This window comes from Streptomyces zaomyceticus (assembly GCF_014656215.1).
GTDB lineage: Bacteria > Actinomycetota > Actinomycetes > Streptomycetales > Streptomycetaceae > Streptomyces > Streptomyces zaomyceticus.
In genome coordinates this window covers 53877-80815 of sequence record NZ_BNBZ01000014.1, presented here as the reverse complement: position 1 = coordinate 80815, position 26939 = coordinate 53877, and the positions used below count along the sequence as shown (strand labels likewise).

Here is a 26939-nt window from a genome sequence, read left to right as displayed (position 1 = left end):
GTCCTCAAGCGTCTCCGATCAGCGCGGGCCGCGCAGGTCGAGATCGGCGAGGACGGCCCGGTGGTCGGAGCCGGCGATGTCGAGGAAGCGGACTCCGCGGACGCTGAAGTCGCTGACGAGGACGTGGTCGATCTGGACGTACGGGGGGAGGGGGCCCTCCATCGGCCAGGTGGGGGTGCGGCTGGCGTCGGCCCGCCGGGAGGCGTCCTGGAGCCATCCCGCGTCGAGGATCGCGCGGAAGGAGGCGTGGTCCTGGGAGGCGTTGAAGTCGCCGGCGATCAGGGTGGGGCCCGGGTCGGCGGCGGCGAAGTCCGCGATCCTGCCGAGTTCCCTCTTCCACAGGTGGACCTGGCCCGGCAGGGGCGGGAGCGGGTGCGCCAGCTGGAGCCGTACGGCCACGCCCGCGATGTCGGCGGTGGCGCCCGGCATGCCCATGGCCGCCGGGATCATCCGCCAGTCGCGCAGCGGGTACGCGCTGAGCAGGATCGAGCCGACCGAGCCCTCGCCGTCGACGGAGGCGTAGTGGGGAAGGTCCGTGGCGAAGGTCTTCGTGAGGGTGTCCCGGCAGGCGCGGTCGCACTCCGAGACGAAGACGAGCTGCGGGTGCTCCCGCCGGACCACCTCGGTCAACGCCTTCGTCCCCTGGCCGAATTCGACGTTGGAGGCGATGACCCTCACCTGTGCCAGCGGCAGCCCGTACGGGATGACGGCCTGCGGCATGTACGGCACGGAGCTCCAGGCGGTGGCGCCGAGGACGAGGACCGCCACGAAGGCCTGCACCCGTCGCCGCGCGGCGACGGTGAGCAGCAGGGCGAGGCCCGCCGGAACCGTCAGCCAGGGGAGGAAGGAGAGGAGTTGGGGGACCGGGGTGATCGCGTCCGTGTCGAGGACGCGGCAGGCCGCGATCAGGGCGGGGACGACCAGGAGCAGTCCGGCGGCCCAGGCCGTGACGCGGTGCCTGGGCCGGAGGGGAGGCTCGGGGGTCGGTGGGGCGGGGCTGCTGCTCACGGGCTCTGCGGTCAGGACTCGGTCCACTCCGTCAGTGTCGCAGGGCCTGCGCGATCTCTGCCTTCGTATCGCCCGAGAGCGTCCGATTGCTGCGTGCCGTACCGGTCTTGGACTCGCCGGGCGGGACGCCGTCGATGCTGAGGACGACCGTGTCGAGGAAGTTCCCCTCGGTGTCCCGGAAGGTGACCATGACCGTGTAGTCGGCGTTCTGGTCCTTCGGGTTGGTCGCCGTGATCTGGGCGACCGTGCGGTCTCCGTCGGTGCTCGTCGGCCCGGCGGTCACGTCACCGGTGGCGTTGACCCCGTCCTTGACCTCGTTCATCTTCTGCTCCGCCGCCGAGGCCACGGCCGCGGTGGCGGTGGAGATGATGCCGCCCGCCGTCTCCTTGGCGGCGTCGCAGCCGGTGACGGTGAGCGCGGCGGCGGTGACGGTGAGGCCGAGGGCGAGCGTGGGGATGCGTCTCATCGGCCGGCCTCAGAACGTGTTGTCGGGGCCGTAGGCCTTGTCCGTGGCCAGCGCCCAGATCACGAAGATCGAGATCGCCATCGAGAAGAGCGCCCACCACGGCTGGTACGGCAGGAAGAGGAACTGGAACAGGATGTTCAGGGATGCCAGCGCGATACCGGCGACCCGGCCCCATTCCATGCCCTTGAGGATGCCGATGCCGACGATGGCGAGGATGACGCCGAGGATGAGGTGGATCCAGCCCCAGGTGGTGAGGTTGAACTTGAAGACGTAGTCGCCGACGCGGGTGTAGACGTCGTCCTCGGCGATACCCGCGATTCCCTGGAAGACGTCCAGGAAGCCGGTGACCAGCATGAGGACACCGGCGAAGAGGGTGCCGCCGGAGGCCCAGGCGCCGGAGGCGCTCGGCTGGCGGGTGGGTGCGCTGTTCTGGCTCATGGCCCCATCGTCGGAGCGTTCGGGCGGTTCCGAATCTTCAGATGGGCCGAATGAGTGAACGGAGGTAGCTCGCCAGTACGGCGTCGAACTCCTCGGGCCGTTCCAGGTTGGGGAGGTGCGCGGCCCGTTCGACGACGGCGAGCGTGGAGTGCGGGAGCAGGGCGTGCATGTCCTCGGCGTCGGCGACCGGGGTGTACGTGTCGTCCCGGCCGACCACGACGAGCGCGGGAAACGGCACGGTGGTGAGGGTCTGCCGGTAGTCGGGGCGCTCGGCGCGGCCGCGCAGGGCCGCGGCGGCGCCGGCCGGGTCGGTGGCGCACATCATGCGGTGGACGTGCGGGGCGGCATGGGTGTTGTACGGGGCGACCATCCGGTCCAGCACCTCGTCGGCGTACTCCCGGACGGCGTCGGCGCCCCCGGCGAGGAACCGGTCGGCCATGGCGTTCCGGGCGGCTCTGCCCTCGTCGGTCTCGGCGGCGGGGAAGGTGTCGGCGAGGACGAGGCCCCGGAGGCGTCCGGGGTGGCGGCGCTGGAACTCCATGGCGATCTGGCCGCCCATGGAGAGGCCGGCCAGGACGCAGTCCCGGACGTCCAGCGCGTCGAGGAGGTCGGCGAGGTCCTCGGCGAAGTCGCCGAGGCCGGTGGCGCGCGGCCGGGTGTCCGCGCCGGTCGTGTCGTGCCGGGTGTCCGCGCCGGTGGTGTCGTGCCGGGTGTCCGCGCCGGTGGTGTCCCGCGGGGTGCCGAGCGGCGTCCTGCCGTAGCCGCGCAGGTCCGGGGCGATCACCCGGTGGGTGCGGGAGAACCGGTCGATCTGGGGCTGCCACATGGTGTGGTCGAAGGGGTGGCCGTGGACGAGGAGGAGGACGGGGCCCGTGCCCCTGTCCTCGTAGTGGATCCCGGTGGTGGGGGTCTGGATGACGGGCATGTCCGCAGGCTAGGCAGCCCCAACTGCTCGGTGCAATAAGATCTTTGCTCTCGGTGCAATCGAGGCGGGCCGGCCCACGGAGCGGTGGGGCGGCGTGGAGCGGCGTGGAGCGGGACGAGCGGGGGCGGGGCAGCGTGGAGGAGTACCGGAGGATCGCCGACCGGGTCGAGGCGGCCGTACGCGACGGGCGCCTGCGCCCCGGTGACCGGCTGCCGCCGCAGCGCGTCTTCGCCCGCCGGCACGCGATCGCCAACTCGACGGCGATCCGCGTCTACGGGGAGCTGGCCCGCCGGGGTCTCGTCGTCGGGGAGGTCGGGCGCGGCACCTTCGTCCGGGCGGCGCCCCCGCTGCCGGGGCCCGCGCTCGCCGAGGCGACCGGCGCCGCACCCGTCGACCTCCAGCTCAACTACCCCGTCTTCGACGGCCAGGCGGAGCTGATGGCACGGGCGCTCGCGGCCCTCGCCCGGCCCGACGTGCTGGCCGAGGCCGTGACCCGGCCCGCCGCCGCGACCGGCACCCCGGAGGCCCGCGACGCGGCGGTGACCGTCCTCGCCCGGCCCGGCTGGGCACCCGACCCCGAGAGCGTGCTCTTCGCCGGGAACGGCCGGCAGGCCATCGCCGCCGCGCTCTCCTCACTCGTCCCGCCCGGCGGCCGACTGGGCGTCGAGGCCCTCACGTATCCCCTGGTCAAGGCGGTGGCCGAGCGGCTCGGCATCCGGCTCGTCCCGCTCGGTCTCGATGCCGAGGGGGTACGGCCGGAGGCGCTCGCGGCGGCCCACCGGGCGGCGCCGCTGTCCGCCGTCTACCTCCAGCCGACCCTGCACAACCCGCTCTCCTCGACCGCCGGGGAGGGGCGCAGGGCCGAGCTCGCCGAGCTTCTGCGCGGGCTGGACCTGACGGCCGTCGAGGACACCACCTGGGCCTTCCTCGCACCGGCCGCGCCGGCCCCGCTCGCCGCGCACGCCCCCGAACGGGTCCTTCTCGTCGACAGCCTCTCCAAGCGGCTCGCCCCCGGCCTGACCGTCGGCTACCTGGTGGTGCCCGGACGGCTGCGCGCGGCCGTGGCGGAGGCCCTGCGCTCCGGCGCCTGGACGGCGGGCGGTCTCGCGCTCGCCGCCGCCACCCGCTGGACCGGGGACGGCACGGTCGCCGAGGCGGTCGCGGCCAAGCGGGCGGACACCGCGGCCCGGCACGCCCTGGTCGGGCGGCGGCTCGCCGGGCACGTCCTGCGGACCTCCCCGCACGCGTACTACTGCTGGTGGGAGCTGCCCGCGCCCTGGCGGGCGGAGACCTTCACGGCCGCCGCCGCCGAACGCGCGGGCGTGGCGGTCACCCCGGGCAGTGCCTTCGCGGTGGGTACGGGAACGGCCCCGGACGCGATCCGGGTCGGGCTCGCCTCACCCCCGCGCGCGGTGCTCGACGAGGCCCTGTCCCGGCTCGCGGCCCTCGCGGCGGCCGGGCCGGCCGGGGCGGGTGGCGCCGACAGGGCGTGAACGCGAGGTGCCCCGCCCGGGGAAGGGCGGGGCACCGGTCCGTGGTCCGGGGCGTGGGCGTGCGGCCCGCGCCCCGGTACGGGGTCAGGCGGCGATTCCGCGACGGCGGAACAGGGCCAGGGCGACACCGGCCGCGCCCGCGCCCGCCAGGGCGGCGCCGCCCGCGAAGGCGAGGGTGTGGTCGGCGGCGACCGGCTCGACACCGGCGGCGACGGAGCCCTTGGGCACGACGGAGGTCTGCGGGGCGGTGGCCGCCTGCTCCCCGGTCTGGGTCGCGTGCTGTGCCGTGCCGCCCTGACCGGTGCCGGTGCCGGTGCCGGTGCCCGTACCCGAGCCCGAGCCCGTGCCCGTACCCGAGCCGGTGTCCGAGCCGGTGCCGCAGCCCTTCGGGACCGCCGGGAAGCGCAGGCCGTCCCACGGGATCGGGCCGCCGTGCACCCGCATCTGGAGCATGGGCAGCTCCGGAGCCGGGTCGAGCAGGCCCTTGATGCGGGCGCCGCCGTAGAGGGCCGTGTCGTGGGCGCGGTCGAGGACCGCGATGACCTTGCCGTTCTGGCTGAGCTTGGCGACGGGGCCCTTGGGGCTGTTCGTCAGGGCCATGGACACGCCCTCGAAGGGAGCGGCGGCGTACCGGGTCACCGAGCAACCCTCACGGACCTCGCTGAAGTCGCCGCCGCCCGGCTGGGGGTTGCGCCACGAGGCGATGGTGCCGTCGGCCTCCAGGATGACGAAGACGGTGCCGAACTGGTCGCCCGCGCCGCTGCCGTCGGCCTTCAGACGGCCCGTGACCTCGCCCCGGGGGGAGTGGAGGTCGGCGAGGTAGACGCCCTCGCTCTTGCGGTAGAGCTCGGCGTAGCCGCCGTCGGCGAGCGGGCGGCGGCCGAGGCTCTCACCGGCCGTGACCTCCGGTCCCTGCTCGCCGAGCTCCCCGTTCCCGGTGCCGCCGGCCTCGTCCCTGCCCTGGTCCTTGCCCTTGCCCTCGTCCTCGCCCTTGGCCCGGTCCTTGGACGGCGTGGTGGTCTCCGTCGCCGGGGCCTTGGTGCTCTCGGCCTTCGGCGCCCCGCCGGCGGGCGTCTTGGCGGTGGGCGCCCCGCTGGTGGCCGCGGCGACGGGGGTCCCCGTCGCCGCGGGGGTCGCGGCCGGGGCCGGCTGCGTCGCGGCGAAGGCGCCGGAGGCCGGGGCGAGGACCGCGCCGGCGAGGGCGGCGGTGGTGATGGCGGTGCGGAGGGCGGTGCGCATGACGACTCCTGGAAGGCAGGTGTGGAAGAGGAGAGCCGCATGCCGTCTGCTCGTTCGGGTGGGGCCGTTGGAGGTTCGGCGGGCTGTGAGAACAAAGTTACGGATCTTGTGCGACGGGACTTTCGTGGTCATGTCACGGGCGTGTGACAGGGGTCTCATCCGGTCACTTGTCTGCTCTATTCTGGATATGTAGAGTCCAGGTTATGAAGATGAGCGACGGCGTGGAATGGGCACTGCACAGCTGCCTGAACCTGGCCTGGATCGGGCCCGAGCGGGCGGTGACCGCCGCGCGCCTCGCGGCCTATCACGAGCTGCCCCCCGCCTATCTCAACAAGCAGCTCCAGGCGCTCGCCCGTGCCGGGATCGTCACCTCGGTCTCCGGACCCAAGGGCGGCTTCCGGCTGGCGCGCACCCTGGACCGCATCACGCTCATGGATGTCGTCGCCGCGATCGAGGGCCCCGGCGAGGCCTTTCGCTGCACCGAGATCCGGCAGCAGGGCCCCGGCGCGGGGGCGCCGGAGACGTACGCCGCCGAGTGTGCCATCGCCGGGGCCATGGCCCGGGCCGAGCTCGCCTGGCGCATGGAGCTCATGGCCCAGACCCTGGCCGACGTCCGGGAGCGGGCCGAGGTCCAGGCGCCGGCCGCGCCCGAACGGATCCGCCGCTGGTTCGCCAACGTCTGACACGGCCGCCCTCACCGCACGGGGAGGGCTTCTGAAGGGGGATATTCTGGATGTCTGATGTCCAGTTAGCGAAGGGTCGGAAGAGCGGCCGACGGGAGAGCGACGGAGGCCGCCGCGAGAACGACGGGGGCCGACGGGAGAGCGTGCCGGACGCGGGGAACGGACACCGCGCCGTCGCCGCCGTCGCACTCGGCGTCTTCACCGTCATGACCGCCGAACTGCTGCCGGTCGGACTGCTCACACCGGCCGCCGCCGACCTCTCCGTCTCCGAGGGCGCGGCAGCCCTCATGGTGACCGTGCCCGGCCTCGTCGCCGCCCTCGCCGCACCGCTCGTCACCGCCCGCGCGGCCGGCGCCGACCGCCGGGCGCTCCTCGTCGCACTCCTGCTCCTCGCCGCCGTCGCCCACCTGGTGTCCGCCCTCGCCGGACACCTCGGGACCGTCCTCGCCGCCCGGGTGCTGCTCGGCATCGCGATCGGCGGCTTCTGGGCGCTCGCGGGCGGCCTCGCACCCCGGCTCGTGCCCGCCGGGGCCGTGGGACGGGCCACCGCCGTGATCTTCGGCGGCGTCTCGGCCGCCTCGGTCATCGGGGTCCCCGCCGGCACCCTGCTGACCGAACGGATGGGCTGGCGCTGGGCGTTCGCCGCCACCGGAGTCCTCGCCCTGCTCGCGGCGGCGGCGCTCCGGGCCCTGCTCCCCCGCCTGCCGGGCACGGGAACCGGGGGCGGATCCGGGGCGGGAGCGGAAGCGGGATCCGGAGCGGGATCCGGAGCGGACGGGGGAGCCGGGACGCGCTCCCGTACGGGTCCGGCGGCCCTCCTCGCAATGCCCCGCCGCAACCGGCGCGTCCGGGCCGGTCTCCTGCTCACCCTCGCCCTCGTCACCGGCCACTTCCTCGCCTACTCCTTCGTCCGCCCGCTGCTCACCGATCACTCCGGGATCTCCGGCTCGCTGCTCGGCGCCCTGCTCCTCGGCTACGGCGTCGCGGGTGTCGCCGGCAACTTCCTGGCCGGCCCCCGGGCGGCCCGTTCCCCGGGCCGCACGCTCGCGGTCCTCGCCGTCGCGCTCGGCGCCGTCCTCCTCGCCGGCTTCCTGCTGGGCGACTCGGCCGCCACCGGCGCCGTACTGCTGCTGCTCTGGGGGCTCGCCTACGGCGGGGTCCCGGTCGCGCTGCAGTCCTGGTTCATGGCCGCCGCCCCCGACGACGTGGAGACCGCCACCGGCCTCAACGTCAGCGTCTTCTGCCTCGCGATCGCGCTCGGCGCCCTCCTCGGCGGGCTGCTGGCCGACGCGTACTCCCTCACCGCGGTGCTCCTCGCGGGCGCCGCGCTCACGCTGGCCGCCTGCCCGGTGGCCGCACTCTCCGGAAGGAACGATCAGTCATGACCGCCCAGCCGACCACCGCCGCCGCCGAGACCTCCGCCGCCACCGCCGTCGAGACCTCCACCCCGGCCGCCGGGAGCCCCGCCGCCGACCAGCGGGTCATCACCAACCCCGGCACCCTCCACGACCCCACCCCCTTCGGCTACAGCCACGCCGTCTCCGCGCCCGGCGAGCTCGTCTTCATCGGCGGCCAGTACGCCTCCGACGCCACCGGCGCCCCCGTCCCCGGCGAGTTCGCCGCCCAGGTCGAGCTCTCCCTCACCAACCTGCGGCTCGCCCTCGAAGGCGTCGGCCTCGGCCTGCGGAACGTCGTCCGGCTCGGCACGTACGTCGTCGAGCACGACATGGCCCGGCTGGAGGTCCTCGGCAAGGCCCTGCACGCCCACTTCGGCGAGCGGCTGCCCGCCCAGACCCTCAGCGGGGTCGCGGCGCTCGCCCTGCCGGGGATGCTCTTCGAGATCGACGCGGTCGCGGTACGGCCCGCCGCCTGATCCACCGCCCACCGCCCGGCCCGCCCGCCTGATCCACTTGCGGGGCGCCGGGCGCGGGTGTGCCCTGGAGGGTGCGGGAAGCAGCAGGGGGGCGAGAGACGAAGGAGCTCCTGCCATGGCCGCACACGCAGCGATACCCGTCCGGAAGCCGTTCAGCACCCACGGCCTGGCCACCCCGATCGTGATCGGCGTCCTGTACGGCCTCTACGCGGCCACCGTCGCGCGCCAAGGCGGTCCCACGACCCTCGGCCAGCTGTGGCTCGGGCTGATCTCGGCCATTGTGCTCGCCGGCGGGATCTACGTCCTCCGGCGCTACGGCCACGCCCTGTTCCGTGAGGCACGGGCCGCCGCCTGGGCAGCCCTGACGGGCATCGCGGTCGGCTTCCTCTACAGCCTGTCGGGCGCGAGCATCCTGTCGTCCAGCGGACTCGGACTGGCCTTCGGGGCGCTCAACGGCGCCGCCGCCTACTACCTCTTCTACACCCACGAGGACGCGGCCGGACGGCCCGCGCCGTACTGACGGGGCCCGCCCCCGGCAGGACCCCTCCCGCCGTCGCGGCGGCGCCTGCGATAGGCGACCGCCACGGCGGTGAGCAGCACCGGCCAGGCCAGGAGCGGCGCGTAGCAGGCGATCAGCAGGGCGTCCTGCGTCGCGGTGGCGGGGATGCCGGGTCCCAGGTCCGCGTACGAGGCGTACACGCCCCACCCGGCGATCGCGCACAGCCCGGCCGCCCCGGCCAGGGCCGCGCCCGTCGCGGCGGCCGGGTTCACCCGGCGCCCGCCGAGGAACGGCATCCAGCGGGGGAAGACCTCGCCCCAGGCCCGGACCAGCCCCAGGGTGAGGAAGGCCAGCAGCTCGGACACGACGCTGAGGGAGACCACGTAGACCGACTCCCCCACGCCCATCGTGCCGAGCTCGGCGTCCTGCGTGACCGGGAGACCGGCGACGAGCGCGAGGCGCCACAGCCCTGACGGGAGGACGATCAGGGGGACGGCGTGGGCGGCGAGGACGGCCCAACGGGGCACGTCCGGCAGGGCCTTGATTCTCATCATGTGTCCCAGCGTCCCGCCGGGACCGGGCACCGGGCGTCGCCCGGGCGGCCGGTCCGCCTCCGCCGGGCGGGGGAGACGGGATCCGCCCGGGGAAGGGCGGCCCGCCGGTCCCTCCGGCCGGTCCCTCCGGCCGGTCCCGCCTCTCCGGCCGGGCCCGTGGTTCCTCCGGTCTGGCGGTACCGCGCCGGGCGACGGAGACTGGGTGGGAGTGCCCGCTTCTCCTGGAGGAGACACGGTATGACCGACCTCGCCATCGAGACCGAGGGCCTGGTCAAGGTCTTCGGCACCAACCGTGCCGTCGACGGCATCGACCTGCGCGTCCCCGCCGGGACCGTCTACGGCGTCCTCGGTCCCAACGGCGCCGGAAAGACCACCGCCGTCAAGATGCTCGCCACCCTGCTCCGCCCCGACGGCGGCCGGGCCAGCGTCTTCGGCAGGGACGTCGTCAAGGACGCCGACACCGTGCGCGGCAGGGTGAGCCTCACCGGCCAGTACGCCTCCGTCGACGAGGACCTGACCGGCACCGAGAACCTCGTCCTGCTCGGCCGGCTGCTCGGCCACACCCGGCCCGCCGCCCGCGAGCGCTCCGCGCAGCTGCTCGCCGCGTTCGGGCTCGCGGAGGCCGCCGACAAGCAGATCAAGAACTACTCGGGCGGCATGCGGCGCCGTATCGACATCGCCGCGTCCATCCTCAACACCCCCGACCTGCTCTTCCTCGACGAACCGACCACCGGACTCGACCCGCGCAGCCGCAACCAGGTCTGGGACATCGTCCGCGCGGTGGTCGCCCAGGGCACCACCGTCCTGCTCACCACCCAGTACCTGGACGAGGCGGACCAGCTGGCCTCCCGGATCGCCGTCATCGACCACGGGAAGGTGATCGCGGAGGGCACGAAGGGCGAGCTGAAGGCCTCCGTCGGCTCGGGTTCGGTGCACGTACGGCTCCGGGACCCGGAGCAGCGGCCGGAGGCCGAGCGGGTCCTCAAGGGCGCCCTGAACGCGTCCGTGCAGCTCGAACCCGACCCCGTCGCGCTCACCGCGACCGTCAACGGCCACGGAACGGACCTCGGCGCCGCCGAGCAGGCCGCACGGGCGCTCGCGGAGCTGTCGAGGGCCGGGATCACGGTCGACAACTTCGCGCTCGGCCAGCCCAGCCTCGACGAGGTGTTCCTGGCGCTGACGGACAGGAAAGGACCGGCGGAATGAGCACCGTCACCACCGGCAAGGACACCCGCACGACCGACACGCTCGACTTCGTCGCGCCGAAGGCGGACGAACTCGCGGCGCTGCTGGTGGGGCACTCCCGCCCGCCGCGCCCCGGCGCGCTGTCCGCCTCGATGACCTTCGGCTGGCGGGCCATGCTGAAGATCAAGCACGTGCCGGAGCAGCTGTTCGACGTGACGGCGTTCCCGATCATGATGGTGCTGATGTACACGTACCTCTTCGGGGGCGCGCTGGCCGGCTCGGTCTCCTCGTACATCCAGTTCCTGCTGCCGGGCATCCTCGTGATGAGCGTCGTGATGATCACGATGTACACGGGGGTCTCGGTCAACACCGACATCGAGAAGGGCGTCTTCGACCGCTTCCGCACGCTGCCGATCTGGCGGCCCGCGCCGATGGTCGGCTATCTCCTCGGTGACGTCGTGCGCTATCTGATCGCCTCCGCCGTGATGCTGACCGTCGGCATGATCATCGGCTACCGGGCGGCCGGCGGGGCCGTGGGCGTGCTGCTCGGGGTCGTGCTGCTGCTGGTGTTCTCGTTCTCGTTCTCGTGGATCTGGACCATGTTCGGTCTGCTGCTGCGCAGCGAGAAGTCCGTCATGGGCGTGTCGATGATGGTGATCTTCCCGCTGACGTTCCTGTCCAACGTCTTCGTCGACCCGAGGACGATGCCGGGCTGGCTCCAGGCCTTCGTCAACAACAACCCCGTGACCCATCTGGCGACGGCGGTGCGGGAACTGATGGCGGGCAACTGGCCGGCCGCGGCCATCGCCTGGACACTCGGCTGGTCGGCGGTGCTCGTGGTCGTCTTCGGCGCGGTCACCATGCGGCTCTACAACCGCAAGTGATCAGGAGTTCCGCGGAGTGGTCTGCTGAACCGCCCAGCGGTTGCCGTCCGGGTCGGCGAAGTAGACGAAGGAGCCCCAGGGCTGGTCGTCGATGCCGCTGACCTCGACCCCGCGGGCCGTCAGCTCGCGGTGCGCCTCCTCGATGTCCGTGACCACGACCTGCATGTTGTCGAGGGAGCCCGGGGCCATCTCGGTGATGCCCTTGCCGAAGGCGATCGAGCAGGCCGAGCCGGGCGGGGTCATCTGCACGAAGCGGATGTCCTCGCTGACCGGGATGTCGTGGTCGGCGAGGAACCCCACCCGCTCGTAGAAGGCCTTGGCCCGGTCGATGTCGGTGACGGGCACGCCGATCAGTTCCAGCTTGATGTCCATGAGGGCATCATGCGCCGGGCGTCGGCCGGGCGCACGGCGTGCGCCGCCCCCAGGCCCTGTCGGTTGACCTTCCCCCGCGGGGAAGGCCCAGCATCGGCCGTGCCGGGCGGAAAGCCCGGCTCAGGGAGGAGAATCGAGCCGTGCGCGACGAAGAGCCCATGTCCCCGCCCGTGTCCGGGCCGATGCTGACCATCGGGGACTTCGCGCGTGCCTCCCGGCTCTCCGCCAAGGTGCTGCGCCGTTACGACGAACTCGGCCTGCTGCCGCCCGCCCGCGTCGACCCGTTCACCGGCTACCGCTACTACGCCGCGGAGCAGCTCGAACGGGCCCGGCTGATCGCCTGGCTGCGGCGGATCGACATGCCGCTCGCCGAGGTGGGACGCGTCTGCGAGCTGTACGGGTCCGACGCGGCGGCCGCGGCCCGTGCGATCCGCGGCCACTGGGCGCGGATCGAGTCGGAGACCGCGGCGCGCCGGGACCTGGCGGCCTCCCTGGTGGACCGGCTGAAGGGACCCACCGAGATGACCGACGGGACGACCGACGAGATGTTCGACGAGACGACCGACGGGACGGCCACCGGGCCGGGGCCCGGAGCGGGTGCCGGGCCGACCGCCCCGCCCGCGTTCGCGCTGCGGACCGCGGTACGCCTCGACCGCGGCTCGGTCCGCGACACCCAGCAGGACGCGGCCCACGCGGGCCCGCATCTGCTGGCGGTCGCCGACGGGTACGGCCCCGAGGGGGCGCGCGCGGCGCTCGCCGCGGTCGCCGCGCTGGGGGCCGTACCGCCGCCGGCGCCGTCGGCACGTGCCGGGGACGTGCTCAACGCCCTGGAGGACGCGGTGCGCACGGCCGACGGCGCGGTCTCCGGTCTGGCCGACTCGGGTACGACACTGACCGCGGCCGTGTGGACGGGCGGACGCCTCGCCCTCGCCCATGTGGGCGACTCGCGGGCGTATCTGTTGCGGGACGGCACGCTCGTGCGCCTCACCCGCGACCACACCGTGGTCCAGGCCCTCGTCGACGCGGGCGAACTGGACCCGGCCGAGGCGGCGGACCGCCCCGACCGGGCGCTGCTCCTGAAGGCCCTGGACGGCGGGGGCGTGCCGCCCGAGCCGGAGCTGGGAGTGCACGAGACGCGGCCCGGGGACCGCTATCTGCTGTGCACGGACGGGCTTTCCGCGGTCGCCCCGGCCGAGGCCGTGCACCGCGCGCTCGCCGCGGCCGTCGGCCCGGACGACGCGGCCGAGGCCCTGGTCGCCCTGGCGCGGGACCTGGGCGGCCCGGACAACGTGGCGTGTGTGGTGGCGGACGTGGTGCCCGCCTGAGGACACCGGGTCCGGCCCGCCGGCTGGGCCGTCTCTTCCGGATCTTGCCGGAAAGAGACGACCTAGCCGTCCGTCGGCTCGCCCCGTACGACCACCACCGGGCACGACGCGTGCTGGGTGACGTGCGAGGAGACCGAGCCGAGCACGGCCGCCTTGAAGCCGCTGTAGCCGCGGTCGCCGACGACGAGGAGGCTCGCGCCCTTCGCCGCGTCGATGAGGGCCTGCGTGGGGTTGCCGCCGACGACCGTGCGGATGACGGCGGCGGCCTCCCCCGGGGTGAGGGCCTGGTCGATCGACTCGTCGAGGATCTGCTTCGCGAGCCGCTCGGGGTCGAACTCCGGTGGTACGCCCGGCATGAGCGTCGCCCATGAGGCCGGGTACTCCCAGCCGATCACCGTCTGCAGGGAGTCCCCGGTCAGGGCGGCCTGTCCGGCCGCCCACTTCAGCGCCCTCAGGGACGGCTCCGATCCGTCCACGCCCACCACGATCCTGCCGGCCATCGCCGACCTCCGTTCGTTGTCGGGAACCCTCCCCCACAACGTAACAAACGGATCAATCCAGTCGCAGATCGGCCAATTGGCGCTCGAACGGGACGACCTCGTCGTCCTCCACCCGTCCGGCCGGCCGGGCCGCGACCGTGTCCGCGAACTCGTTCCCCGCCCGGGTGATCCGGGAGGGGAGCCCCTCCGTGTAAGCGTCGCCGCCCGAGCCCCAGTCCTCCGAGGCCGCGTAGACGGCGGTGGGGACGACGAGGGCCCGCAGATAGGCGAAGAGCGGCCGCAGGGCGTGGTCCAGGACGAGCGAGTGCCGGGCGGTGCCGCCGGTCGCCCCGATGAGGACCGGGGTGCCGGTCAGCGCGGCCGGGTCGATCAGGTCGAAGAACGACTTGAACAGCCCGCTGTACGAGGCGGTGAAGACCGGGGTCACCGCGATGACCCCGTCCGCGCCGGTCACCGTGTCGATCGCGTCCTGGAGCCGCCCGGAGGGGAAGCCGGTCGCGAAGTTGTTGGCGATGTCCACGGCCAGGTCGCGCAGTTCGACGACCTGGACGTCGACGGCGTACTCCTGCTCGGCCAGCCGGTACCGGGCGGCCTGGAGGAGCCGGTCGGTGAGCAGCCGGGTGGAGGAGGGGGAGCTGAGGCCGGCGGAGACGGCGACCAGCTTGAGGGTCTGCATGGCTTACGACTCCTTCTCGGTGCGGGACGCGAGGACGGCGGGGTGGAGCGGCGCCGAGTCCGGGACGCCGGCTGGGCGCAGGTTGGCGAACTCCTTGCGCAGCACCGGCACGACCTCCTCGCCGAGGATGTCGAGCTGTTCCAGGACCGTCTTGAGGGGCAGTCCGGCGTGGTCGACCAGGAACAGCTGGCGCTGGTAGTCGCCCACGTAGTCGCGGAAGGACAGGGTGCGCTCGATGACCTCCTGCGGCGAGCCGACGGTCAGCGGGGTCTCCCGGGAGAACTCCTCCAGGGAGGGGCCGTGGCCGTAGACCGGCGCGTTGTCGAAGTACGGGCGGAACTCCCGTACCGCGTCCTGCGAGTTCTTGCGCATGAAGACCTGGCCGCCGAGGCCGACGATCGCCTGCTCGGGGGTGCCGTGGCCGTAGTGGGCGTACCGCCGGCGGTAGAGGTGGACCATCTTCTCGGTGTGCTGCTTGGGCCAGAAGATGTGGTTGGCGAAGAATCCGTCGCCGTAGTAGGCCGCCTGCTCGGCGATCTCCGGGGAGCGGATGGAGCCGTGCCAGACGAACGGCGGGACGTCGTCGAGCGGGCGCGGGGTGGAGGTGAAGCCCTGGAGGGCGCTGCGGAACTTGCCCTCCCAGTCGACCACGTCCTCCCTCCACAGCTTGTGGAGGAGCGCGTAGTGCTCGATGGCGAGCGGGATGCCCTGCCGGATGTCCTGCCCGAACCACGGGTAGACCGGGCCGGTGTTGCCGCGGCCCATCATCAGGTCCACGCGGCCGTCGGCGAGGTGCTGGAGGGTCGCGTAGTCCTCGGCGATCTTCACCGGGTCGTTGGTGGTGATCAGCGTGGTGGACGTGGAGAGGATCAGGTTCTCCGTACGGGCGGCTATGTGCCCGAGGAGGGTGGTGGGGGAGGACGGCACGAACGGCGGGTTGTGGTGCTCCCCGGTCGCGAAGACGTCCAGCCCGACCTCCTCGGCCTTGAGCGCGATGGCGACGGTGTTCTTGATCCGCTCGTGCTCGGTGGGGGTGCGGCCGGTGGTGGGGTCGGTCGTCACGTCGCCGACGGTGAAGATCCCGAACTGCATCGTGCTCACCTCTCGCGTTCCTGGTGCCTCGCGGCTAGTGGTTGAAGCTTAAACTATCTGGCTCAACGGTGCCACCACCCCGTCTATTCCGGCCCGTGACGAGGCCGCCCCCGCCCGTACCCTGGAACGCATGACCGATCTGGAGAGCTGGAAAGAGCGCGGCGTGATGCTCCGCGTCTTCGTGTACGTCTTCGCGACGCACGCCTTCGCCGGCTTCGTCTGGATCCTCTTCTACGTGGGACAGCACGCCCAGAAGTAGGCGGAACCCGCGGCGCCCGGGGCGGGCCCGGGGCGGTGCCCGACCGGGATTCGGGACGGTGTCCGAGTGGGGCCCGCCACGTACCGCCGGAAAACGGCCCTCACGTAGAGTCGCCGACGTGAACGGTGCGATAGCGGTCGTCGGAATCGGCGCGGACGGCTGGGACGGGCTCCCCGAGAGCTCCCGTCGGGCCCTGCGCACCGCCGAGGTCCTGATCGGCGCTCCCCGCCAGCTCGACCTGCTGCCCGGTGACCACTGCCCCGGCGAACGGATCCCCTGGCCCTCCCCGCTGCGGCCCGCCGTCCCCGGACTGCTCGCCGCCCACCGGGGCCGGGCGATCGCCGTCCTCGCCAGCGGCGACCCCTCCTTCTACGGCATCGGCCGCACCCTCGCCGAGACCGTCGGCGCCGACCGCCTCCGGATCCACCCGCACCCCTCCTCCGTCTCGTACGCCTGCGCCCGGCTCGGCTGGCCGCTGGAAGCCGTCGAGACCGTCTCCCTCGTCGCCAGGCCGCTCGCCGCGCTCTCCGCCGCCCTCCACCCGGGACGCCGGGTGCTCGTCCTCGGCGAGGGCCCCGAAACCCCCGCCCGGGTCGCGGCCCTCCTCCGGGACACCGGCTGGAGCGGCACCCGCGTCCGGGTCCTGGAGCAGCTCGGCGGGCCCGCCGAACGGCTCCTCGACGCGACCGCCGCCGACTGGCCGTACGAGCGGACCGACGCGCTGCACGTCCTCGCCCTCGACTGCGTGCGCGACCCGGACACCCTCCGGCTCGGCGCCGCGCCCGGTCTGCCCGACGAGGCGTACGAGCACGACGGGCAGCTCACCAAGCGGTACGTCCGCGCCGCCACGCTCGCCGCCCTCGCCCCCGCGCCCGGCGAACTCCTCTGGGACATCGGCGGCGGCTCCGGCTCCATCGGCATCGAATGGATGCGGACCCACCGCTCCTGCCGGGCGGTCGCCGTCGAGAAGTCGGCGGAAAGGGCGGCCCGGATCGAGCGGAACGCCGACACCCTCGGCGTCCCCGGCCTGCGCGTGGTCACCGGGCCCGCCCCGACGGCCCTCGCCGGCCTGGAGACCCCCGACGCGGTCTTCATCGGCGGCGGCCTCACCGCCCCCGGCCTCCTCGACGCCTGCTGGGACGCGCTGCCCGCCGGCGGCCGGCTCGTCGCCAACACGGTGACGCTCGAGTCCGAGGCCCTGCTCGCCGACCGCTACCGCCGCCACGGCGGCGAACTGATCCGGCTCGCCGTCGCCGCCGCCGTCCCCGTCGGCGGCTTCACCGGCTGGCGCCAGGCGATGCCGGTGACCCAGTGGTCCGTAACGAAAGGTTCTGAAGAGGGATGACCGTCTACTTCATCGGCGCGGGCCCCGGCGCCGCCGACCTGATCACCGTGCGCGGCGCGCGGACTCTCGCGGCCTGCGGGGTCTGCCTGTACGCCGGCTCCCTCGTCCCCACCGAGCTGCTCGCCGAGTGCCCGCCGGAGGCGAAGCTCGTCGACACGGCACGGATGGACCTGGACCAGATCGTCGCCGAGATCGCCGCCGCCCACGAAGCCGGGCAGGACGTGGCCAGGCTGCACTCCGGCGACCCGTCGGTGTTCAGCGCGATGGCCGAGCAGATGCGACGCCTGGACGAGGCGGGCATCCCGTACGAGGTCGTCCCCGGCGTCCCGGCCTTCGCCGCCGCCGCGGCCGCGCTCAAGCGGGAGCTGACCGTCCCCACGGTCGGCCAGACGGTCGTCCTCACCCGTATCGCGCAGCAGGCCACGCCCATGCCGGAGGGCGAGGACCTGGCGACCCTCGGCCGCAGCGGCGCCCTGCTCGTCCTCCACCTGGCCGCCCGCTACGTGGACCGGGTCGTCGCCGAACTCGTCCCCCACTACGGCACCGACTGCCCCGCCGCCGTCGTGGCCATGGCCAGCCGTCCGGACGAGATCGTGCTGCGGGGCACCCTCGAGGACATCGCGGCGCAGACGAAGGAGGCCGGCATCACGAAGACGGCCGTCATCCTCGTCGGCCGCACCCTCGCCGCCACGGAGTTCCGCGACAGCCACCTGTACGACCCGGCGCGCGACCGCCACGTCTGCTGAGCCGCTCCGCACCCGAACGCGCCGGGGCCCCGGGGAGTCCGATCCCCGGGGCCCCGGCGCGTGGACGTCGGGCGTCCGGCGTCGGGCGACCGACGCCAGGCGTCCGGCGTCAGGCGTTGGGCCGCTTGCCGTGGTTCGCGTTCTTCTTCTTGCGGGCGCGCCTCTTGTTGCCTCGCTTGGCCATGGGGCTCCCTCTCGATCCGGGGGGTATGTGCTGGTAAGCCTAGGTTCGTGACCCGGGGGCCGCATGTCGGCTGCCGGAGGCGTGCGGTCTCATGGAGACGTGACTGTCTACGACGTGGCCCGGGCGCTGCCGGGTATCGAGGAACTGCGCGACCACAGCCGGGGGCTCGCGATGGTGGAGGCCGTGCTGAGCCCGGAGTGGGAAAGCCGGTACTACTCCTTCGACGCGCACTGGTCGGAGACCGAGCAGCTGGCGTCGATGAGGAACGGTTCGGGGGACGAGTACACGATCGTCCTGTCGCCGGCCGGGGCGTTCGCCCGCGTCTTCGACCACGAGTCGCCGCTGAGCCCGTTCGGGGAGCTCGCGGACGGGCTGACGTGGCCCGGGGTGATCGACGGGGTCCCGGAGGCGTTCCGGGAGTATCTGACGGAGCCCGCCTTCACCGACGAGGACGGGGTCCACGTGACCACCGCCTGTCTGTGGCGCGAGCCGGCGGACACGGACTGGCACACGGGCCCGGTGGAGTTCACGGACCTGGAGGACCGCGAGGACCCGGACGGTTCCGGGCGTCTTCTCCACCTGCTGACGGACCGCTCGGCGGAGGCGTACACGGAGTTCGCCGAGGACTCCTACGAGCGGCCGGTCGACATCGAGGCGGTCCGGCACGTCCTCGCCCTGCGCCCGCTGACGGCGGAGATCGTCGCCACCCTCAACCCCGCGGTGACGCTCGCGGACCTCGCGGAGGACGTACGGGAGATCGGCTACCCGACGGCCTGACGGGCCCGGAGGCGGCGGGACCGGGGGGCACGCCCCCGGTCCCGTCATCGAGGTCCGGGGGTCACGCCCCCGGTCCCGCCACCGCCGAGCGGCCCACCACCGTCCCCGCCCGGTCGATGCAGACGACGTCCACCGCCACCGGCGCGCCCCGCAGGACCGCCAGGGCCTCGTCGCGGGCGCGGGCCGCCACGAGGTCGCCGAGGGGGACGCCGGCGGCCTCGCAGAGACGGAGGGCGGCCAGGCCCGTGTTCGCCTCGGCGATCTCCGCCGCCAGGGACTCCGAGGCGCCTCCCGTACGGGCCAGCTCCGCCAGGAAGCCCTTGTCGACCTGGGAACGGGCCGAGTGGAGGTCCAGATGGCCCGCGGCCAGCTTGGAGAGCTTCGCGAAGCCGCCGCAGACCGTCAGACGGTCGACCGGGTGGCGGCGGACGTACTTGAGGACCGCGCCCGCGAAGTCGCCCATGTCGAGGAGCGCGATCTCCGGCAGGTCGTAGAGGGACGCCACCGTCCGCTCCGAGGTGGAGCCCGTGCAGCCCGCCACGTGCGTCAGACCGCCCGCCCGGGCCACGTCCACGCCCCGGCGGATCGAGTCGATCCACGCCGAGCACGAGTAGGGGACCACGACCCCCGTCGTGCCGAGGATCGACAGACCGCCCAGGATGCCGATCCGGGGGTTCCAGGTGGAACGGGCGATCTCCGCGCCGTTGTCGACGGAGACGGTGATCTCGACGTCACCGCTCCCGCCGTGCCGGGCCGCGACCTCCGCCACGTGTTCCCGCATCAGCTGCCGCGGCACCGGGTTGATCGCGGGCTCGCCGACCTCCAGGGGCAGGCCCGGCAGGGTGACCGTGCCGACGCCCTCGCCCGCCCGGAAGACCACGCCCGAGCCGGCCGGCAGCAGCCGTACCGTCGAGCGGATCACGGCGCCGTGCGTGACGTCCGGATCGTCGCCGGCGTCCTTCGTCACGGCCGCCATCGCCGTACCGGAGCCGAGGGACTCCGCCGTCAGGGCGAAGGACGGCGTCTGCCCCTTCGGCAGCGTGATCGTCACCGGGTCGGGAAAATCGCCGGTCAGGAGGGCCGTGTACGCGGCCGTCGTGGCCGCCGTCGCGCAGGCACCCGTCGTCCAGCCCGGACGGAGGCCGGTGTGCTTGAGTTGGGCCTCACGCCCGCCGCCTGAAGTCACGAAGAGGCTCCTGTGCACATACTCATTCTCGGGGGGACCACCGAGGCCCGCGCCCTCGCGGGACTGCTGCACGGCGAGGTCCGGGTCACCAGCTCCCTCGCGGGACGGGTGGCGAACCCCCGGCTGCCCGAGGGCGAGGTGCGGATCGGCGGCTTCGGCGGCGTCGACGGGCTCGTGGAGTGGATCGGCGGGCACGCCGTGGACGCGGTCATCGACGCCACGCATCCCTTCGCCGAGCGGATCAGCTTCAACGCGGCCCGGGCGGCCGCCACCGCCCATGTTCCCCTGCTCGCGCTGCGCCGCCCCGGCTGGGTCCCGGAGGAGGGTGACCGCTGGGTGTCGGTGCCGTCCCTGGAGGCGGCGGCGGAGGCGCTCGACGCTCTCGGCGAGCGGGTCTTCCTCACGACCGGCCGGATGGGCCTGGCGGCCTTCGCCGACCGCCCGGAGTGGTTCCTGGTCCGCTCGGTGGACGCCCCTGACGGCCCGGTGCCGGCCCGCGCGGAGATCCTCCTCGACCGGGGGCCGTTCACCCTGGGCGGCGAGCGGGAGATCCTGGCCCGCCACCGGATCGACGTCCTGGTGACGAAGGACAGCGGAGGCGCCGCGACCGCCCCGAAACTGACCGCGGCCCGCGAGGCGGGCATCCCGGTCGTGGTCGTCCGCCGCCCTCCGGTCCCGGAGGGCGTACCGGTGGCGGCGACCCCCGAGGAGGCCGCCGCCCGGGTACTGCGGGGCTGACGCCACTCGGGCGACGCGCGGATCGGTCCCCCCGATCGCGTTCCCCGGCCGGGACAGTGGGTTCCGCCCGTCGGTCCCTCCACGTCCTCCCCGATGCGACACCGGCTGTCCTCCGGCGTTCAATGGAGGGATGGATACCGTCCGATGGCTGGTCACAGCGGGGCTCGTGTCCGTTCTGGGACTGGCCTCCGGGACCGGCCCCACCCCGACCCCCACCCCCGAGCCGCCCCCGGCCCAGCCGCCGCCCGTGCTCGACCGGGCGGACGTGGACCGGGCGCTGGACCGGCTCGACCCGAGCGTCACGGAGCTGATGCGGAAGACCGGGGTGCCCGGGGTCTCCGTCGCCGTCGTGTACAAGGACGAGGTCGTCCACATCAAGGGATACGGGGTGCGCGAGGTCGGCAAGGAGGGCAAGGTCGACGCCGACACCGTCTTCCAACTGGCCTCCGTGTCGAAGCCGATCGCCTCCACGGTCGTCTCCGGGGCGGTCGGTGTCGACGGCTGGCAGAAGCCGGTCAACCCCGAACTGCCCGAGTTCCGCCTGAAGGACCCCTGGGTGACCTCGCACATGACGGCCGCCGACCTGTTCTCGCACCGCAGCGGCCTCCCCGACCACGCGGGAGACCTCTTGGAGGACCTCGGCCACGACCAGGACTACATCCTGTCCCACCTGCGGTACATGCCCCTGGCGCCGTTCCGCGCGAGCTACGCGTACACCAACTTCGGGCTGACGGGGGCCGCCGAGGCCGTCGCCGCGGAGAAGGGCGTGTCCTGGGCGAAGCTCGCCGAGGACACCCTCTACAAGCCCGCCGGCATGAACGACACCAGTTCTCGCTTCCAGGACTTCGTCACGAACCCCGACCGGGCCCACGGCCACGTCAAGCAGGCCGACGGGACCTGGAAGGCGCAGTTCGTGCGGGACCCGGACGCCCAGTCCCCCGCCGGCGGCGTCAGCTCCTCGGCCACCGACATGGCGAAGTGGCTGCGGCTCCAGCTCGCCAACGGTTCGCTCGACGGACGCCGGATCATCGCCGAGGACGCCCTCGACCTCACCCACCACCCCGAGGCCGTCTCCAACCCGGCGCACGCACCGGCCGCCAGGACCGGTTTCTACGGCCTCGGCTGGAACGTGTCGTACGACGACGAGGGCAGGCTGCGGCTCTCGCACACGGGAGCGTTCGCGCTCGGCGCGCACACCAACGTCACGATGCTGCCGGGTGAGCAGCTCGGCATCGTCGTCCTCACCAACGGCGCCCCGGTCGGCGTCGCCGACACCGTCGCCCTGGACTTCTTCGACACCGCGCAGAACGGGAAGCCGAGCCGGGACTGGCTGCCGCTCGTCAACGCCCTGTACGAGCAGGAGGCGGACGCCGGCCGCTCCGCCACGGACTTCGCGAAGCCGCCGGCCGACGCGGCGCCCGCGAAGGCGAACAGCGCCTACACCGGCACGTACGGGAACGACTTCTACGGCAGGGCGACGGTGGCCGCGGAGAACGGCGGGCTGGTGCTGCGCCTGGGCCCGGAGCCCCAGTCGTACCGGCTCACGCACTACGACGGCGACACCTTCAGCTTCGCGACGCGCGGGGAGAACGCCGTCGGCCTCACCGGTGTCACGTTCTCCGCGGACGGCAAGACCTTCCGCGTCGAGTACCTGGACGAGGAGGGCCTCGGCACGTTCACCCGCGACTGACCGCTGCCCGACCCCCGCCGGGAAGCTCGAAGGGCGGGCAGCCCGGGTGCAGTTGCGAACGACGTCGCCGCACCCGTCCGCATGGTGAGCGGCTAGATCACAGTTCCGGCTTTGCTCTTGGTGATGACCGGGTCACGTCGGCTACTCTCGCCCGGTACCGGAAGCATGGCGTGCGTATCGGGGGGCACTCATGGGTTGGGATCTCAATGTCTCGGCGGGGGAACTGCGGGCTTCGGCCGGCGCCGCCGACAGTCTCGCGACGGACCTGCAGGAGCCGTTGCGCAAGGCGGGCGCCGATCTGGCGTCGGCCGCCGCGGCCTTCGGGCCGTGGACCGTCGGCCCGCGCATGTCGCAGACGGGCGAGGGCTGGGGCACGGCCCTGGAGACCCTGCGGGGCAGGCTCTCCGAGCACGCCCAGGGCATGCGTCATCTCGCCGACGGGCGCGACGTCATGGAGCAGGACGTCATCTCCTGCTTCCAGGGCTGGTGACGGCGCCGTGACGGAGCACTTCGCCCAGTTGATGAAGCAGGACTTCGCGGACCTGGACAGTGCCGTCGGCTCGTGGAAGAAGCTCGCCGGCGCCCTGACGAACACGCAGACGGGCAGCGGCAGGCGGGTCACCGGACCGCTGCACCGGGCGGGCTGGACGGGCACCAGCGCCTCGTACGGCTTCGACGCCATGGAGGCCACGGAGAGCAAGCTCGGCACGGGCCGCACCAACGCCCAGCTGATCGCCACCACCCTGGACACCCTCAACACCAAGATGCAGGCGGCACAGCGCAAGCTCCGTGCCGCCGTCGCCGACGCGGAGGCCGCGGGCCACACGGTCCGCGACGACGGCTGGGTCGAGCCCAAGCAGGCCGTGGACCCGAAGTACCACAACGACCCGGACTACGCGGACATCCAGCGCGACGCCAACTCCGGGCTCGGCGGTTTCCGCGCCCGGATCGACGCGGCCGTGGCGGAGGCGGAGTCGGCGAGCAACGAGGGCGCCGAAGTGCTGCGCCAGATCGACCCCTTCGACCTCGACAAGCGGTACGGCGGCGCCCATGCCCAGGAGGACGCGGCCCGTGTCGCCGCCTTCGCGGGCATCGACAAGAAGGACATCCCCGACGGCACGGACCCGCAGCGCTCGGCGGACTGGTGGAAGGGTCTGGACGAGGAGGAGCAGCGCCTCTACCTGGCGGCGTACCCGGAGCAGGTCGGCGGTCTCGACGGCCTGCCCGTGACCACGCGCGACCAGGCCAACCGGACCGTGCTCGACATGCGCCTCAACGACTACGCGCTGCGCGAGGGGAGCCTCGGCTACCACGACCGCTCCAGTTACCGGGGCCTGCAGGCGATGAAGGACCGGCTGGACGCGTCGGACTCGGCCCCGGAGCACAAGCGGCTCCACCTGCTGGGCTTCAGCACGGAGGGGGACGGCAGGGCGATCGTCGCGGTCGGAAACCCGGACAAGGCGGCGCACACGGCGGTGTCGGTGCCGGGGACGGACAACCAGCTCGAGAACTTCACCGACTCGATCGGCCGGGCGGAGAAGATGCAGGACGCGGCGGGTGAGCGCACCCCGGGCCAGGGCAAGGACGTCGCCGTCATCGCGTGGCTCGACTACGACGCCCCCGAAGTGGACGGCAGCGTCGCCACGACGGGCCGGGCCGAGGACGACGCCGAGACCCTCCGCGACTTCACGCACGGTCTGCGCGTCTCGCACGAGGGCGAGCGGACCCACATGACCGTCATCGGTCACAGCTACGGCTCCACCATGGTGGGCACGGCCGATTCCGGCGGCCGGGGACTGGACACCGACGACATGATCGTCGTCGGCAGTCCGGGCCTCAACGTGGACCGGGCGGACCAGCTCACCGTCTCGCCCGACCGGCTCTGGGTCGGCGCGGCGCCGGACGACAAGGTCATCAACTGGGCCGCGGACAAGACCCTCGGCGAGAACCCGGCCGACCCCGCGTTCGGCGGGCAGCAGATGTACGTCGACACCAGCGGCCACAGCGGCTACTGGGACGACGACAGCCAGAGCCTGGCGAATCAGGGACGGATCATCGCCGGGAAGCAGCCGGAGGGCGGTCCCGCATCATGACACCCGTGACCCTGAGGAGTTCCGTGACCCGGCTCGTCATCCGGAGGGCTTCGCTCGCCCTCGTACCTGTTCTCGTACTGCTCCTGGGGGGCTGTGTGTCCGACGAAGCGAAGAACGATCCGCTGCCCCGCATGAGCAAGCAGAAGGCGGAGGAGTGGGCCGAGCACTGGACGAGTTCCATGGCGCGCACGGCCGGGGCGGAGCCCGTCGGATCGACCCGGCAGGCGAACTTCTCCCACTGCCTCGGCAAGGGCGGGGAGTCGGCGAAGGACGGCCGCTTCACGCTGCGGTACAACCTCCGCGCGAAGCTGCCCGGCGACCGGCAGGCCGCCGGCATCCGCGCGATCAAGGACGAGCTGCAGAAGCAGGGCTTCGAGATCCAGGGCTACCGGTCCGACCCGGCCAAGAACCCCGTGAACCTGGTCGACGCCAGGCAGCCGGAGCAGCGCTTCGCCGTCTCCGCGGAGGACCTGGACGACCAGCTGATCGTGCTCGTCGTGAGTACCCCCTGCCTCCTGCCGCCCGGCGCCGAGCAGCAGGAGTTCTGACCTCGTCCGGACGTCGGGGCGGTCAGCCGTACCGCCGCGGCGTCCAGGCGATCGTCCTGCCGTCGGCCCGCTCGACCGCCCGCGTCTGCGACGAGCCGACGAGGAGCAGGGTGCGCATGTCGACCTCGGAGGGCTCCAGGGTCTTGAGCGTCACCACCCGCACCGACTGCTCCGGGCCGCCGACGTCGCGGGCGACGACCACCGGGGTTTCGGGCGAACGGAGTTCGAGCAGGAGGTCACGGGCCGCGGCGACCTGGTGCGTACGGGACCTGGAGCCCGGGTTGTAGAGGGCGATGACCAGGTCGGCGCCGGCGGCGGCGCGCAGCCGGGCCTCGATGACGCCCCAGGGCTTCAGGCGGTCCGAGAGGGAGATCGTGGCGTAGTCGTGGCCGAGCGGGGCGCCCGCCGCCGCAGCGGCCGCGTTGGCGGCGGTCACGCCCGGGAGGACCCGTACGGGCACGTCCGCGTACTCCGGTTCGCAGGCGACCTCCAGGACGGCGGTGGCCATGGCGAAGACGCCCGGGTCGCCGCCGGAGACGACCGCGACCTTCCGGCCGCGCCGGGCGAGGTCGAGCGCGAACTCGGCGCGCTCCGACTCGACCTTGTTGTCGGAGCCGTGCCGGATCTGACCGGGCCGCAGCTCGGGCACCCGGTCCAGGTAGGTGGTGTAGCCGACGAGGACGTCGGCGTTGACGAGCGCGCCGCGCGACTCGGGCGTCAGCCAGGGCGCGCCGGCCGGGCCGGTGCCGACGACGACGACCTCGCCCCGCTCCCGTACGGGAGGCTCCTGGTCGATGCGGGAGGGCAGGACGGCGACCGAGAAGTACGGGACCGACTCGGGGTCGATCTCGGACAGGGTGCCCGTCCGCTCGCCCGCCATGAACGCCCGCTCCACGTACCGGGCGTCGTCGAGCCGGCCGGCCCGCTCCAGGGCCCGCTTCACGGTGGGGAAGGTGCGGCCGAGCTTCATCACGACCGCGGAGTCGGTGCCCGCGAGACGGGCCGTCAGCTCGTCCTCCGGCAGGGTGCCGGGGATGATCGTGAGGACCTCCTCCGCCTCGCACAGCGGCTCGCCGAGCCGGGCCGCGGCGGCGGACACCGAGGTGACACCGGGGATGACGGTGGTGTCGTAGCGGTCCGCGAGGCGCTTGTGCATGTGCTGGTACGAGCCGTAGAACAGCGGGTCGCCCTCGGCGAGGACGGCGACCGTGCGGCCGGCGTCGAGGTGCGCGGCGAGGCGGGCCGAGGCCTCCTCGTAGAAGTCGTTCAGGGCGCCCCGGTAGCCGCCGGGGTGGTCCGTGGTCTCCACCGTGAGCGGGTACATCAGCCGCTCCTCGATGTGGTCCTCGCGGAGGTGCTCGGCGGCGATCGAGCGTGCGATCGAGCGGCCGTGGCGGGCGGAGTGGTAGGCGACGACGTCGGCGGCGGCGATGGCCTTGACCGCCGCGACCGTCATGAGGTTCGGGTCGCCGGGGCCGAGCCCGACGCCGTACAGCTTGCCGGTCGTGTTCGGGGTGCTCATGCCTGGATCTCCGCTTCGTGAGCGATCGCGTTGATCGCGGCCGCCGTCATGGCGCTGCCGCCGCGCCGGCCCCGTACGACGAGGTAGTCGAGGCCGAGGTCCTGGGCGGCCAGGGCGTCCTTGGACTCGGCGGCGCCGATGAAGCCGACCGGTATGCCGAGGACGGCGGCGGGCTTCCCGGCCCCCTGCGCGACCATCTGCAGGAGGTGGAAGAGGGCGGTCGGCGCGTTGCCGATGGCGACGACGGAGCCTTCGAGGCGGTCCCGCCACAGTTCGAGGGCGGCGGCGGAGCGGGTGGTTCCCAGCTCGGCGGCGAGGTCCGGGACGGACGGGTCGGAGAGGGTGCAGATCACCTCGTTGTCGGCGGGCAGCCGCCGGCGGGTGACCCCGCTGGCGACCATCTGCGCGTCGCAGAGGATCGGCGCACCGGCGCGGAGGGCGGCGCGGGCGTTCGTGACGACCCGCGGCGACCAGGCGATGTCGCGTACGAGGTCGGTCATGCCGCAGGCGTGGATCATCCGGACCGCCACCTGGGCGACGTCGGCGGGCAGGCCCGCCAGATCCGCCTCGGCGCGGATCGTGGCAAAGGACTGGCGGTAGATCTCCGCGCCGTCCTTCTCGTAGTCGAACATCCTTTTG

General features: G+C 73.4%; 31 protein-coding genes. 17 read left to right on the top strand and 14 right to left on the bottom strand.

Features of this window, described 5'->3' with window-relative positions:
* Positions 1-18 precede the first annotated feature (18 nt).
* Genes IE311_RS19600 through IE311_RS19585 form a run of 4 tightly spaced genes read right to left on the bottom strand, consistent with a single transcriptional unit; the run spans position 19 to position 2837 of the window.
* Positions 19-1035 carry an endonuclease/exonuclease/phosphatase family protein gene (locus IE311_RS19600; protein WP_189833023.1) on the bottom strand — a complete coding sequence of 339 codons (1017 nt, stop codon included), beginning with the start codon at positions 1033-1035 and terminating at the stop codon, positions 19-21.
* Between the two features lie 4 nt (positions 1036-1039).
* Positions 1040-1474, bottom strand: coding sequence for a hypothetical protein (locus tag IE311_RS19595; protein WP_189833022.1), 435 nt, complete (start codon positions 1472-1474; stop codon positions 1040-1042).
* A 9-nt stretch (positions 1475-1483) separates the two neighbouring features.
* Positions 1484-1912 (bottom strand): DUF7144 family membrane protein, encoded by a 429-nt coding sequence (locus tag IE311_RS19590; RefSeq protein ID WP_189833021.1) that lies wholly within the window; start codon positions 1910-1912, stop codon positions 1484-1486.
* A gap of 37 nt (positions 1913-1949) precedes the next feature.
* Complete coding sequence (locus IE311_RS19585) at positions 1950-2837, bottom strand: alpha/beta fold hydrolase (RefSeq protein ID WP_189833020.1); 888 nt, start codon at positions 2835-2837, stop codon at positions 1950-1952.
* A 134-nt stretch (positions 2838-2971) separates the two neighbouring features.
* Here IE311_RS19585 and IE311_RS19580 point away from each other — a divergent pair, with 134 nt between their 5' ends.
* Positions 2972-4330, top strand: a complete 1359-nt coding sequence (locus IE311_RS19580; RefSeq protein ID WP_189833109.1) for an aminotransferase-like domain-containing protein — start codon at positions 2972-2974, stop codon at positions 4328-4330.
* An 84-nt stretch (positions 4331-4414) separates the two neighbouring features.
* Here IE311_RS19580 and IE311_RS19575 read toward each other — a convergent pair whose 3' ends face one another.
* Positions 4415-5569: a hypothetical protein gene (locus tag IE311_RS19575; protein ID WP_189833019.1), complete on the bottom strand. Its 1155-nt coding sequence runs from the start codon at positions 5567-5569 to the stop codon at positions 4415-4417.
* A 209-nt stretch (positions 5570-5778) separates the two neighbouring features.
* On the opposite strand from IE311_RS19575, the gene IE311_RS19570 reads away from it, so the two are divergent.
* The 4 genes from IE311_RS19570 (at position 5779) to IE311_RS19555 (ending at position 8645) form a co-directional block, all read left to right on the top strand.
* The gene (locus tag IE311_RS19570) at positions 5779-6252 is read left to right on the top strand and encodes an RrF2 family transcriptional regulator (RefSeq protein WP_189833108.1); all 474 of its coding nucleotides are present in this window, start codon (positions 5779-5781) and stop codon (positions 6250-6252) included.
* Positions 6253-6302: 50 nt separating this feature from the next.
* On the top strand, positions 6303-7637 hold the full coding sequence (locus tag IE311_RS19565; protein ID WP_189833018.1) for an MFS transporter: 1335 nt from the start codon (positions 6303-6305) through the stop codon (positions 7635-7637).
* Positions 7634-8125: a RidA family protein gene (locus IE311_RS19560; RefSeq protein WP_229902024.1), complete on the top strand. Its 492-nt coding sequence runs from the start codon at positions 7634-7636 to the stop codon at positions 8123-8125. Before IE311_RS19565 ends, IE311_RS19560 begins: the two co-directional genes overlap by 4 nt.
* A 115-nt stretch (positions 8126-8240) precedes the next feature.
* Positions 8241-8645, top strand: a complete 405-nt coding sequence (locus tag IE311_RS19555) for a hypothetical protein (protein WP_189833017.1) — start codon at positions 8241-8243, stop codon at positions 8643-8645.
* On the opposite strand, the gene IE311_RS19550 is transcribed toward IE311_RS19555, so the two are convergent.
* Positions 8603-9178 carry a hypothetical protein gene (locus IE311_RS19550; protein ID WP_189833016.1) on the bottom strand — a complete coding sequence of 192 codons (576 nt, stop codon included), beginning with the start codon at positions 9176-9178 and terminating at the stop codon, positions 8603-8605. The two genes, IE311_RS19555 and IE311_RS19550, sit on opposite strands and share 43 nt — an antisense overlap.
* 237 nt (positions 9179-9415) lie before the next feature.
* Between IE311_RS19550 and IE311_RS19545 the strand changes: the two genes are divergently transcribed.
* Positions 9416-10384, top strand: coding sequence for an ATP-binding cassette domain-containing protein (locus IE311_RS19545; protein WP_189833015.1), 969 nt, complete (start codon positions 9416-9418; stop codon positions 10382-10384).
* Complete coding sequence (locus IE311_RS19540; protein ID WP_189833014.1) at positions 10381-11247, top strand: ABC transporter permease; 867 nt, start codon at positions 10381-10383, stop codon at positions 11245-11247. The genes IE311_RS19545 and IE311_RS19540 overlap by 4 nt, the downstream gene beginning before the upstream one ends.
* Here IE311_RS19540 and IE311_RS19535 read toward each other — a convergent pair whose 3' ends face one another.
* A complete protein-coding gene (locus tag IE311_RS19535; RefSeq protein WP_189833013.1) occupies positions 11248-11619 on the bottom strand; it encodes a VOC family protein in 372 nt (123 codons plus the stop codon).
* 182 nt (positions 11620-11801) lie between these two features.
* Here IE311_RS19535 and IE311_RS19530 point away from each other — a divergent pair, with 182 nt between their 5' ends.
* The gene (locus IE311_RS19530; protein ID WP_189833106.1) at positions 11802-12944 is read left to right on the top strand and encodes a MerR family transcriptional regulator; all 1143 of its coding nucleotides are present in this window, start codon (positions 11802-11804) and stop codon (positions 12942-12944) included.
* Between the two features lie 62 nt (positions 12945-13006).
* Here IE311_RS19530 and IE311_RS19525 read toward each other — a convergent pair whose 3' ends face one another.
* The 3 genes from IE311_RS19525 to IE311_RS19515 are packed head-to-tail and all read right to left on the bottom strand — an operon-like array spanning position 13007 to position 15212.
* Positions 13007-13444 (bottom strand): universal stress protein, encoded by a 438-nt coding sequence (locus tag IE311_RS19525; protein ID WP_189833012.1) that lies wholly within the window; start codon positions 13442-13444, stop codon positions 13007-13009.
* Between the two features lie 52 nt (positions 13445-13496).
* Entirely contained in the window at positions 13497-14120 is a 624-nt protein-coding gene (locus tag IE311_RS19520) for an FMN reductase (protein ID WP_189833011.1), read from the bottom strand.
* Between the two features lie 3 nt (positions 14121-14123).
* On the bottom strand, positions 14124-15212 hold the full coding sequence (locus IE311_RS19515; protein WP_189833105.1) for an LLM class flavin-dependent oxidoreductase: 1089 nt from the start codon (positions 15210-15212) through the stop codon (positions 14124-14126).
* A gap of 130 nt (positions 15213-15342) precedes the next feature.
* Between IE311_RS19515 and IE311_RS36750 the strand changes: the two genes are divergently transcribed.
* From IE311_RS36750 to cobM, 3 genes are all read left to right on the top strand, one after another.
* Complete coding sequence (locus IE311_RS36750) at positions 15343-15471, top strand: DUF6126 family protein (protein WP_229902023.1); 129 nt, start codon at positions 15343-15345, stop codon at positions 15469-15471.
* 118 nt (positions 15472-15589) lie between these two features.
* Positions 15590-16816 (top strand): precorrin-6y C5,15-methyltransferase (decarboxylating) subunit CbiE, encoded by a 1227-nt coding sequence (cbiE, locus tag IE311_RS19510; RefSeq protein WP_189833010.1) that lies wholly within the window; start codon positions 15590-15592, stop codon positions 16814-16816.
* Positions 16813-17562 carry a precorrin-4 C(11)-methyltransferase gene (gene cobM, locus IE311_RS19505; protein ID WP_189833009.1) on the top strand — a complete coding sequence of 250 codons (750 nt, stop codon included), beginning with the start codon at positions 16813-16815 and terminating at the stop codon, positions 17560-17562. The genes cbiE and cobM overlap by 4 nt, the downstream gene beginning before the upstream one ends.
* A gap of 109 nt (positions 17563-17671) precedes the next feature.
* Here cobM and IE311_RS37335 read toward each other — a convergent pair whose 3' ends face one another.
* Positions 17672-17746 carry a 50S ribosomal protein bL37 gene (locus tag IE311_RS37335; RefSeq protein WP_015034725.1) on the bottom strand — a complete coding sequence of 25 codons (75 nt, stop codon included), beginning with the start codon at positions 17744-17746 and terminating at the stop codon, positions 17672-17674.
* A gap of 63 nt (positions 17747-17809) precedes the next feature.
* On the opposite strand from IE311_RS37335, the gene IE311_RS19500 reads away from it, so the two are divergent.
* On the top strand, positions 17810-18523 hold the full coding sequence (locus tag IE311_RS19500) for a hypothetical protein (protein WP_189833008.1): 714 nt from the start codon (positions 17810-17812) through the stop codon (positions 18521-18523).
* A gap of 61 nt (positions 18524-18584) precedes the next feature.
* Here the strand turns inward: IE311_RS19500 and IE311_RS19495 are convergent, their stop codons facing one another.
* A complete protein-coding gene (locus IE311_RS19495; RefSeq protein ID WP_189833007.1) occupies positions 18585-19709 on the bottom strand; it encodes a cobalt-precorrin-5B (C(1))-methyltransferase in 1125 nt (374 codons plus the stop codon).
* 12 nt (positions 19710-19721) lie between these two features.
* Between IE311_RS19495 and IE311_RS19490 the strand changes: the two genes are divergently transcribed.
* The 5 genes from IE311_RS19490 to IE311_RS19470 all read left to right on the top strand — a co-directional run bounded on the left by IE311_RS19490 (position 19722) and on the right by IE311_RS19470 (position 24778).
* Positions 19722-20447 carry a cobalt-precorrin-6A reductase gene (locus IE311_RS19490; RefSeq protein ID WP_189833006.1) on the top strand — a complete coding sequence of 242 codons (726 nt, stop codon included), beginning with the start codon at positions 19722-19724 and terminating at the stop codon, positions 20445-20447.
* A 130-nt stretch (positions 20448-20577) separates the two neighbouring features.
* Positions 20578-22137 carry a serine hydrolase gene (locus IE311_RS19485; RefSeq protein ID WP_189833005.1) on the top strand — a complete coding sequence of 520 codons (1560 nt, stop codon included), beginning with the start codon at positions 20578-20580 and terminating at the stop codon, positions 22135-22137.
* 190 nt (positions 22138-22327) lie between these two features.
* The gene (locus IE311_RS19480; RefSeq protein WP_189833004.1) at positions 22328-22627 is read left to right on the top strand and encodes a hypothetical protein; all 300 of its coding nucleotides are present in this window, start codon (positions 22328-22330) and stop codon (positions 22625-22627) included.
* A 7-nt stretch (positions 22628-22634) separates the two neighbouring features.
* Positions 22635-24230 carry an alpha/beta hydrolase gene (locus IE311_RS19475; RefSeq protein WP_229902022.1) on the top strand — a complete coding sequence of 532 codons (1596 nt, stop codon included), beginning with the start codon at positions 22635-22637 and terminating at the stop codon, positions 24228-24230.
* A 5-nt stretch (positions 24231-24235) separates the two neighbouring features.
* Entirely contained in the window at positions 24236-24778 is a 543-nt protein-coding gene (locus IE311_RS19470) for a hypothetical protein (RefSeq protein WP_229902021.1), read from the top strand.
* Positions 24779-24800: 22 nt separating this feature from the next.
* On the opposite strand, the gene cobJ is transcribed toward IE311_RS19470, so the two are convergent.
* Both cobJ and IE311_RS19460 read right to left on the bottom strand, forming a co-directional pair.
* Positions 24801-26300, bottom strand: a complete 1500-nt coding sequence (cobJ, locus tag IE311_RS19465; RefSeq protein WP_189833003.1) for a precorrin-3B C(17)-methyltransferase — start codon at positions 26298-26300, stop codon at positions 24801-24803.
* Positions 26297-26932 (bottom strand): precorrin-8X methylmutase, encoded by a 636-nt coding sequence (locus tag IE311_RS19460; protein ID WP_189833102.1) that lies wholly within the window; start codon positions 26930-26932, stop codon positions 26297-26299. The genes cobJ and IE311_RS19460 overlap by 4 nt, the downstream gene beginning before the upstream one ends.
* Between the last annotated feature and the right edge of the window lie 7 nt (positions 26933-26939).